This is a genomic window from Blautia sp. CGZ-1-C1, from assembly GCF_056504575.1.
Map to the genome: position 1 here is coordinate 1 of NZ_JBWLUT010000071.1, position 10,474 is coordinate 10,474.

Consider the following 10,474-nt stretch of genomic DNA (forward strand, 5'->3'; position numbering starts at 1 on the left):
GACAAGAAATATTCCCCACAGGAAATTTCCGCTATGATTCTTCAGAAACTGAAAAAAGATGCAGAAGGATACCTTGGTGAGAAAGTTACAGAAGCAGTTATCACAGTTCCTGCATATTTCAATGATGCTCAGCGTCAGGCAACAAAAGATGCCGGTAAGATTGCCGGTCTTGATGTAAAACGTATTATCAACGAGCCAACAGCAGCAGCTCTTGCATATGGCCTTGACAATGAAAAAGAACAGAAAATCATGGTATACGACTTAGGTGGTGGTACATTCGATGTATCCGTTATCGAGATCGGTGATGGCGTTATCGAAGTTCTTTCCACAGCTGGTAACAACCGTCTTGGTGGTGATGACTTCGACCAGAAGATCACAGATTATATGCTTGCTGAGTTCAAGAAAGCAGAAGGTGTTGACTTAAGCAATGATAAGATGGCACTTCAGAGATTAAAAGAAGCTGCAGAGAAAGCAAAGAAAGAGCTTTCTTCCGCAACAACTACAAACATCAATCTGCCATTCATCACAGCTACAGCAGAAGGCCCGAAACACTTCGACATGAACCTTACAAGAGCTAAATTCGATGAATTAACACATGACTTAGTAGAAATGACAGCAGAACCGGTACGTCGTGCACTTTCAGATGCAGGTATCACAGCATCTGAACTTGGTCAGGTACTTCTGGTTGGTGAATCTTCCCGTATCCCGGCATGTACAGGATAAAGTAAGACAGTTAACAGGCAAAGAGCCAAGCAAGAACCTGAACCCGGATGAGTGTGTAGCACTTGGTGCTTCTATCCAGGGTGGTAAACTTGCAGGTGATGCAGGCGCAGGCGATATCCTTCTTCTGGATGTTACTCCACTGTCACTGTCCATCGAGACAATGGGTGGTATTGCAACAAGACTGATCGAGAGAAATACTACTATTCCTACAAGAAAGAGCCAGATTTTCTCAACAGCAGCAGACAACCAGACAGCAGTAGATATCAACGTTGTACAGGGTGAGCGTCAGTTTGCGAAAGACAACAAATCCCTTGGACAGTTCCGTCTGGATGGAATCCCGCCAGCACGTCGTGGCGTTCCGCAGATCGAAGTTACATTTGATATTGATGCAAATGGTATCGTAAATGTATCCGCTAAGGATCTTGGAACAGGTAAAGAACAGCACATTACAATCACAGCTGGTTCTAACATGTCTGATTCCGATATCGACAAAGCAGTAAAAGAAGCTGCTGAGTTCGAAGCACAGGATAAGAAACGTAAAGAAGCAATCGATACAAGAAACAATGCTGATTCCATGGTATTCCAGGTTGAGAATGCACTGAAAGAGGCCGGAGACAAAATTGATGCTAATGATAAAGCTGCTGTAGAAGCAGACCTGAATGCACTGAAAGACTTACTGTCCCAGACTACAAATGCAGAAGAGATGACAGATTCTCAGGTAGCTGATATCAAAGCTGCTCAGGAGAAGATGATGGAAAGTGCTCAGAAACTGTTCGCTAAGATGTATGAGCAGACACAGCAGGCAGGCGGCCAGGCAGGACCGGACATGAACATGGGTGGCGGTGCAGCAGGCAGCACAGATGCAGGAAACAACGATGATGTTGTAGATGCTGATTACAAAGAAGTATAATGTGACATTTCTGTAAGAGCAGAGATTTGCAACGGAAATATCAATAATAACTGTTCAGTGGGAGAGTCTCTCTCACTGAATAGTTGTGTTATAAATAAAACGGGTATAGGATTAAAATCATGGCTGATAAGAGAGATTATTATGAAGTCTTAGGCGTGGACAAAAGCGCCGATGACGCAACACTTAAAAAAGCATATCGTAAGCTGGCCAAGAAGTATCACCCGGATGTAAATCCAGGAGATAAAGAGGCTGAGGCGAAATTTAAAGAGGCAACAGAGGCTTACACCATCTTAAGTGATCCGGAGAAGAGAAAACAGTATGACCAGTTTGGCCATGCGGCTTTTGAAAACGGTGGCGGAGGTGCCGGCGGCGGCTTCGGAGGTTTTGATTTTAACGGTGCTGATATGGGTGATATCTTCGGCGATATTTTCGGTGATTTATTTGGCGGCGGTGGCAGAAGCAGACGTGCCAATAACGGTCCGATGAAAGGCGCAAACCTTCGTGCACGCGTAAATATTACTTTTGAAGAAGCTGTCTTTGGCTGTGAAAAAGAACTGGAGATCGTACTGAAGGACGAATGTACCACCTGCCATGGAACAGGTGCGAAACCAGGTACTTCACCGACAACCTGTCCGAAATGTAACGGTGAAGGTCAGGTCGTATATACACAGCAGTCCATGTTCGGAATGGTGCGTAATGTGCAAACTTGTCCGGACTGTCATGGAACAGGTAAGATCATTAAAGATAAATGTAGTGCATGCCGCGGAACAGGATATACCTCTTCCAGAAAGAAGATTCAGGTATCTGTACCTGCTGGTATTGACAATGGTCAGAGTATTCGTATCCGTGAGAAGGGTGAACCGGGTACAAACGGAGGACCGAGAGGTGATCTTCTTGTAGAAGTAAATGTTGCACGTCATCCGATTTTCCAGAGACAGGATATGAATATTTTCTCCACTGCGCCTCTTACATATGCACAGGCGGCACTGGGTGGTACTGTCCGTATCAACACAGTGGATGGAGATGTGGAATATGAAGTGAAGCCGGGAACTCAGACAGATACAAGAATCCGTCTGAAGGGAAAAGGTGTTCCATCCTTAAGAAACAAGAACGTACGTGGAGATCATTATGTGACATTCGTTGTACAGGTTCCGACCAATCTCAACGAAGAAGCAAAAGAAGCGTTGCGTAAATTCGATGCGGCATGTGGCAACCGCCCGAAGGAGTCTTCCGAAGGGACCGAGAAATCCGAAAAGAAGAAAAAGAGTTTCATGGATAAATTAAAAGAGACTTTTGAGGACTGATTTTCAGAGATTTGAAAATTGGATTTTAAAAGAAAAATGAAAGAAAATTAAAGAAAAGAGGGCAAACCTCTTTTCTTTTTTTGCGTGGTCGTGTATATTGAAAGATAACGGCAAAAAAAGCAGAAGAAAATAATGTATGACCATGTAGTTAGTGTACCAACAAGTTGCATGGACAGGGATTCCTGAGAAATGGAGAGGTATTTGACTAAAAAAGAAAAAATTCGGTTTTTTCGGGAGAAATATCTCCCGTTGTGGTCAATCTTGCCACTGATAAGTATTTTTGTGCTGAATTGTCTGATTTACTGGGGCAGTGGCATATTGACAGCGAACAGATATCATTTTGATTTTACCACATCACTGGACAGGGCAGTGCCATTGATTCCACAGTTTATCTGGATCTATGTGCTGGCATTTCCTTTCTGGGCGGTGAATTATATTCTGGCGTCACAGAGAGGAAAGGACGGTTTTTACCGGTTTGTAGCGACAGATCTGACAGTACATTTTGCCTGTTTTGTGTTTTTTCTGATTTTGCCGACTACAAATATAAGACCTGAGATTGTGGGAAATACCTGGTCTGAACAGTTGCTTAAGTTTGTTTACATGATGGATGGGGCAAGTACTCCTTCAAATTTATTCCCATCGATTCACTGTTATGTAAGCTGGCTGAGCTGGCGGGGAGTCAGAAAATCAGAGAAGATACCGAAGTGGTATCAGCATTTTTCACTGATATTTGCAATACTGATCATTATTTCCACGCAGGTACTTAAGCAGCATTATCTGGTGGATGCAATCGCCGGAGTAGGACTGGTGGAACTGTCGTGGAGATTTTACAGCAATGGAAATCACCATGATATTTTCAGAAAGTTTTTTGAAAAGATTTCTGGTACATTGTTTTCGAAATAACTATACCACTTACTTGTCTGTGCGATTTAAGATATAAAGTGGTATGCGAACCGTAAGGATAAATGTTAATTATACAAAATAATTAAGAATGGAGAATAATATATGAAGTGGAACCGTTTTACAGTAAAAACGAAAACAGAAGCAGAAGATATCGTAATCAGCACACTGGCAGAGGTTGGAATCGAAGGTGTGGAGATTCAGGACAAGCAGCCACTGACAGAGGAAGATAAAGCTCAGATGTTTGTAGACATTATGCCGGAAGGTCCTGCAGATGACGGTGTTGCATATCTGAATTTCTATCTGGAGGAAGATGCTGATAAAGACGCGATTCTTAAGGATGTGCGTGAAGCACTGGATGATTTAAGAAATTTCATGGATATCGGAGAAGCAACGATCGAAGAGTCCCAGACAGAGGATAAGGACTGGATCAACAACTGGAAACAGTATTTCCATCAGTTCTATGTAGATGATATTCTTATTGTTCCATCCTGGGAAGAAGTAAAAGAAGAGGACAAGGACAAAATGATCCTGCATATCGATCCGGGTACAGCTTTCGGAACAGGGATGCATGAGACTACACAGCTTGTGATCCGCCAGTTAAAGAAATATGTGACACCGGATACAGAGATGCTGGATGTCGGAACCGGAAGCGGCATTCTTGGTATCGTTGCGCTCAAACTCGGGGCAAAACATGTGCTGGGAACAGACCTGGATCCATGTGCAGTTCCGGCAGTTGCAGAGAATAAAGAAGCAAACCAGATCGCAGATGAGGCTTTTGACATGGTTATTGGAAATATTATCGATGACAAAGCAATCCAGGATCAGGCAGGCTATGAAAAATATGATATTGTCACAGCAAATATTCTTGCAGATGTTTTGATTCCGCTGACACCGGTGATTGTTAATCAGATGAAGAAAGGTGCTTACTATATTACTTCCGGTATTCTTGATGTGAAAGAAGAGGTAGTAGTGGAAGCTGTGAAGGCAGCAGGACTGACGGTTGTAGAGGTAACACATCAGGGCGAATGGGTTTCTGTCACAGCAAGAAAGGACTGATCTTATGCAGCGTTTTTTTGTGGAACCTTATCAGATCGAGGAAGAAATGCATCGTATTCATATCAATGGAACAGATGTGAATCATATTAAAAACGTGCTTCGTATGAAATGTGGAGAGGATGTCTGGATCAGCGATGGCGGCAATAAGGAGTATCATTGTCAGATAGAAGAACTGAGAGAGGATGAAGTCTTACTTCATATTCTTTATGCACAGGAACCGGAATATGAACTTCCAAACAAGATTTATCTTTTTCAGGGACTTCCAAAAGCAGATAAGATGGAACTCATTATTCAGAAAGCAGTGGAGCTGGGAGCTTTCTCAGTGATTCCTGTAGAGACAAAGCGATGTGTAGTGAAGCTGGATGCGAAGAAAGCGGCGAAGAAGGTAGCCCGCTGGCAGCAAATCGCAGAGAGCGCGGCAAAACAGTCAAAGCGAATGCTGATCCCCGAGATTCACGAGGTTATGACTTATAAAGAGGCGCTGGCATTTGCCGGACATTTAGACGTGAAGCTGATTCCATACGAGCTTGCAAAGGGAATGAAAGAAACCAGAGAAATCCTGAATGAGCTCAGACCGGGACAGTCTATCGGCATTTTCATCGGGCCGGAAGGTGGATTTGAGGAAGAAGAAGTGTCAAAGGCACTGGAGGCAGGAGCACATGCCATTACACTTGGAAGGCGCATCCTCAGAACAGAGACAGCAGGACTTGCGATTTTGTCTGTACTGATGTTTCAGTTGGAGAATGAGTAAGTTATAATAAGAAACAGTTGAAAATGAAAACCTGCGGTTTTTCTTAGATAATATTAATTGTTACCGGGAACAGTAATATGAAGTTGTATGATCAGGGAAAAGTTCAGGTATTTTGGTGTTACTGAGAATAGTAATATCAGGATAATATATAGAAACAAGAGAGAGTAAAAATGGAAGCATATTTTGATAATTCAGCTACGACCCGCTGCTTTGAAGAAGTAAAGGATATCGTGGTTAAGACAATGATGGAAGATTTCGGAAATCCATCTGCCATGCACCAGAAGGGTGTTGATGCGGAAGGGTATGTCAAAGAATCTGCCAGAATTTTGTCACAGATACTGAAAGTAACAGAGAAAGAAATCTTGTTTACTTCCGGTGGAACAGAGTCTAATAATCTGGCACTGATTGGTGGCGCGCTTGCAAATAAAAGAAGTGGAAATCACATCATCACGACTGCTGTAGAGCATGCAGCAGTCAGTCAGCCGATTGCTTTTCTTAAGGAACAAGGATTTGAAGTGACGATTCTTCCGGTGGATGAGCGCGGAGTTGTAAAACTTGACGCACTTGAAAAGGCATTAAGACCGGATACGATCTTAGTATCTACAATGATGGTAAACAATGAGACTGGAGCAGTGATGCCCGTAGAAAAAATCGGTGCTATGGTTCAGGAGAAGAGCCCGAAAGCATTGTATCATGTAGATGCAATTCAGGCATTTGGCAAATATCGGATCTATCCGAAGAAATGGGGAATCCATCTTCTTTCTGTCAGCGGACATAAGATCCACGGACCAAAAGGTGTCGGATTTCTTTACATTAACAGTAAAGCAAAGGTGCAGCCATTGATTCTGGGCGGCGGACAGCAGAATGGAATGCGCTCCGGAACTGACAATGTGCCGGGAATCGCAGGTCTAGGCGTGGCATCGAAGATGATGTATCAGAATTTTGATGAAAAGATAGAACATCTTTATCAGCTGAAAGAACGTATGGCAAAGGGGCTTTCCAAAATAGATGACGTAGTGATTAATGGAATGCCTGTCAGAGAAGGTGCGCCTCATATCCTGAGTGTAAGTTTTCTGGGAATCAGAAGTGAGGTATTGCTTCACACATTGGAGGACAGAAATATCTTTGTATCTGCGGGAAGCGCATGCTCCAGCCATAAGAGAAAACCAAGCGCCACGCTTTCTGCCATGGGAATGAGCAATGCACAGATTGAGAATACTGTGCGTATCAGCTTCTCGGAGGAGAATACATTTGAAGAGGTTGATTACTGCCTGGAGGTATTAAATGAAGTGCTTCCAATGTTGAAACGATACGCCCGCAGATAACAGATCAACAGATTGACGGCAGGATATTATCAGTGGACGATAATGCATCGCTGCCTGGCGAAACCCAGAAAGTGACAGGATATGCATGCTGCTGCAGATACATTGCAATGCAGACAATGTGTAATTAAGATGATAGAAAGAACAAAAGGAGAATAGAATGATATTTCACGCATTTTTAATAAAATACGCAGAAATCGCTATCAAGGGTAAGAACAGATATATTTTTGAAGACGCCCTTGTAAAGCAGATGAACATCGCACTTTCCAAAATTGAGGGAGAGTTTGAAGTAAAGAAAGAACAGGGAAGAATCTATGTGTTCTGCCCGGAACAGTATGATTATGATGAGACGGTAGATGCGTTACAGCATGTATTTGGTATTGTCGGAATTTGCCCGGTAGTGATCTATGAGGAGCAGGGATTTGAGCAGATGGCAAAGGATGTTGTTTCTTACATGAAGAACTGCCATCCAAATTACAATGGAAGCTTCAAAGTATATACAAGAAGAGCAAAGAAGTCCTATCCAATCACATCTATGGAAGTCAGTGCAGAACTTGGCGGACGTATTCTGGATGAATTCCCGGATGCAAGCGTAGACGTACATGATCCGGAGCTTACTCTTTCTGTAGAAATCCGTGACAAGATTTATGTATATTCCCAGACAATCAAGGGAGCAGGCGGAATGCCAATCGGAACAAACGGAAAAGCTATGCTTCTTCTCTCTGGCGGTATCGACAGCCCGGTAGCCGGTTATATGATCGCAAAACGTGGTGTTAAGATTGATGCGGTATATTTCCATGCGCCGCCTTACACAAGTGAAAGAGCAAAACAGAAAGTCGTAGATCTGGCAAAACAGGTAGCAAAATACAGTGGACCGATTCGTCTCCATGTAGTAAACTTTACAGATATCCAGCTTTACATTTATGATCAGTGTCCACATGATGAGCTGACTATCATTATGCGTCGCTATATGATGCGTATTGCAGAGCATTTTGCAAAACAGAGCAAATGCCTTGGCCTGATCACAGGCGAGAGTATCGGACAGGTTGCAAGCCAGACATTACAGAGTCTTGCCGCTACCAATGAAGTCTGCACACTTCCTGTATACCGCCCGGTTATCGGCTTTGACAAGCAGGAAATTGTAGAGAGATCGACTGGGAAATCGGAACTTACGAGACGTCTATCCAGCCATTTGAAGACTGCTGTACGATCTTTGTGGCAAAACATCCGGTTACAAAGCCAAACCTGAATGTGATCGATCGTTCAGAAACAAAACTGGAAGAGAAGATTGATGAACTGATGAAAACAGCGCTGGAGACAGTTGAGATTATTGAGATTGACTAAAAGAAAAAGAGGAACTGTAAACCAGTTCCTCAATGACTGCGAAAAAATTATTCTGTAACATATTTGCTAACGATTGCCATAACGGTATCAAGAGCAGCGCCATCAGCGTGGATGTTTAAGTCGATCGGTTTGGATAAATCAAGGCTGAAAATACCCATGATAGATTTTGCGTCGATTACATATCTTCCGGATACTAAATCGAAATCGCAGTCGAATTTGCTGATTTCATTAACGAATGCTTTCACTTTATCGATAGAGTTCAGTGAAATTTTACATGTTTTCATTATGAGAACCTCCCTTAATAATAGTTATTTGCTGACCTGATAGCCTGTCAGCTTACAGTTTTCATCTTAACGGCAGTATTGCGAAAAGTCAAGGTGAAAACGGATAAAATTTCCAGAAAGATTTAGTGAAAATGTATAACAATGACGAAAGTTCCGATAGTATTGTAAAAAATGAACAATATTGTACGGGAGCAGGCGATTTATTCTGCAAACAAAATTCATTGAAAAGTAGCTTTGACAATGAGTTTTTGGCTTGCATATCTCAGGATAGCAGAATGCGGAGTAGTCACAAAGTTAACAAGGAATTACAAATTTAGATAAGAAACAGGAGGAAAAGAATGGGAATAAAAGTTGCACTTCACAACTTAGGCTGTAAGGTAAATGCCTATGAAGTAGAGGCAATGCAGCAGCTTCTGGAAGAAGCGGGATACGAGATCGTACCGTTTGAGCCGGGAGCTGATGTTTATCTGATCAATACATGTACAGTCACTAATATCGCAGACCGTAAGTCCAGACAGATGCTGCATAAAGCAAAGAAAATGAATCCGGATGCGATTGTAGTGGCAACGGGATGTTATGTTCAGACAGATGAGGGAAAACTGGATAAGGACGAGGCAGTAGATCTGATCCTTGGAAATAACCAGAAGGGAAATATTGTCCAGGTGCTGCAGGAATATGAACAGCAGCACACCAAGCAGAAGCATGTATTAAATATCAATCAGACAAAAGAATATGAAGAACTGGCGATCAATCACACAGCAGAGCATGTGCGTGCATATATTAAAGTTCAGGACGGCTGTAATCAGTTTTGTACCTACTGTATCATCCCGTATGCAAGAGGTCGTGTAAGAAGTCGTAAAATTGCACAGGTAATGGATGAAGTCCGTGCACTTGCTGCCAAGGGATATAAGGAAGTGGTACTCACAGGAATCCACTTAAGTTCATATGGAGTAGATTTCCCGGAAGAAGAAAGAGAAACACTGCTTTCACTGATTCAGTCTGTACATGAGGTAGAAGGAGTCGAGAGAATCCGTCTGGGCTCTCTGGAGCCGAGAATCATTACGGAGGAATTTGCCAGAACGATTTCCTCTATGCCGAAGATGTGCCCACATTTCCATCTGTCTTTGCAGAGCGGATGTGACACAACTCTGGAAAGAATGAACCGAAGATACAGAAGCACAGAATATGCAGAGAAATGTGATCTTCTGAGAAAATACTTTAAAAATCCGGCACTTACAACAGATGTGATTGTTGGTTTTCCGATGGAAACAGAGGAAGATTTTCAGGCTTCCTATGACTTTGTGGAAAGTATCCATTTTTATGAGACACATATTTTCAAATATTCCCGTCGTCATGGAACGAAGGCTGCCGCCATGTCAGGTCAGTTGACAGAAGCGCAGAAAGCTGTCAGAAGCGATAAGATGCTTGCACTAAATGAAGAACATGCAAGAGAATATGAGGAATCCATGATTGGCAGTGAACTGAAAGTTCTTCTTGAGGAAGAAGTAGAGATTAATGGAGAACAGTGGTATATCGGTCACAGCAAGGAATATATTAAAACAGCAGTAAGAAAACAGGATGCTTATGGAGTAAATGACATAATTACTGTAAAAGCTGAGAGATTTCTGAAAAATCATACATTGACCGGAGGAGTACTGTGTACGGAATAGGGTACAAAGCGAACAGTAACTGTTAACTTGCTAATGACTGCAACAAATTTGCGGTTGCAGAATAGATGGAATTATATTAAAATATAGAAGAATATATGTGTATTGTATACGAAATTTGCAATACATAGCAGAAACGATGAATTATTGCGAAGTGCGTGAAGGTACGAGATAATGCGATAACTGAAAGGTTCTGCGAAAATAAATCAG

At 42.4% G+C, this 10,474-nt stretch carries 7 protein-coding genes and 2 pseudogenes; 8 read left to right on the top strand and 1 reads right to left on the bottom strand.

Annotation, left to right across the window (positions count from 1 at the left end):
- The 7 genes and pseudogenes from dnaK to thiI all read left to right on the top strand — a co-directional run.
- A pseudogene (gene dnaK, locus AC058W_RS05175) lies at positions 1-1,633 on the top strand (molecular chaperone DnaK); the annotation flags it as partial.
- A 119-nt stretch (positions 1,634-1,752) separates the two neighbouring features.
- The gene (gene dnaJ / locus AC058W_RS05180; RefSeq protein ID WP_479389793.1) at positions 1,753-2,937 is read left to right on the top strand and encodes a molecular chaperone DnaJ; all 1,185 of its coding nucleotides are present in this window, start codon (positions 1,753-1,755) and stop codon (positions 2,935-2,937) included.
- 318 nt (positions 2,938-3,255) lie between these two features.
- The gene (locus AC058W_RS05185; protein ID WP_242986739.1) at positions 3,256-3,840 is read left to right on the top strand and encodes a phosphatase PAP2 family protein; all 585 of its coding nucleotides are present in this window, start codon (positions 3,256-3,258) and stop codon (positions 3,838-3,840) included.
- A 102-nt stretch (positions 3,841-3,942) separates the two neighbouring features.
- Entirely contained in the window at positions 3,943-4,896 is a 954-nt protein-coding gene (gene prmA, locus AC058W_RS05190) for a 50S ribosomal protein L11 methyltransferase (protein ID WP_117844068.1), read from the top strand.
- 4 nt (positions 4,897-4,900) lie between these two features.
- Complete coding sequence (locus tag AC058W_RS05195) at positions 4,901-5,647, top strand: 16S rRNA (uracil(1498)-N(3))-methyltransferase (RefSeq protein ID WP_118136578.1); 747 nt, start codon at positions 4,901-4,903, stop codon at positions 5,645-5,647.
- A gap of 170 nt (positions 5,648-5,817) precedes the next feature.
- Complete coding sequence (locus tag AC058W_RS05200) at positions 5,818-6,972, top strand: cysteine desulfurase family protein (RefSeq protein ID WP_117844070.1); 1,155 nt, start codon at positions 5,818-5,820, stop codon at positions 6,970-6,972.
- 157 nt (positions 6,973-7,129) lie between these two features.
- Positions 7,130-8,313: pseudogene (gene thiI, locus AC058W_RS05205) on the top strand (tRNA uracil 4-sulfurtransferase ThiI).
- 47 nt (positions 8,314-8,360) lie between these two features.
- On the opposite strand, the gene AC058W_RS05210 reads toward thiI, so the two are convergent.
- A complete protein-coding gene (locus tag AC058W_RS05210; protein WP_117675114.1) occupies positions 8,361-8,597 on the bottom strand; it encodes an HPr family phosphocarrier protein in 237 nt (78 codons plus the stop codon).
- Positions 8,598-8,935: 338 nt separating this feature from the next.
- Here AC058W_RS05210 and mtaB point away from each other — a divergent pair, with 338 nt between their 5' ends.
- Entirely contained in the window at positions 8,936-10,267 is a 1,332-nt protein-coding gene (gene mtaB, locus AC058W_RS05215) for a tRNA (N(6)-L-threonylcarbamoyladenosine(37)-C(2))-methylthiotransferase MtaB (RefSeq protein ID WP_118609286.1), read from the top strand.
- The last annotated feature ends 207 nt before the right edge of the window (positions 10,268-10,474 follow it).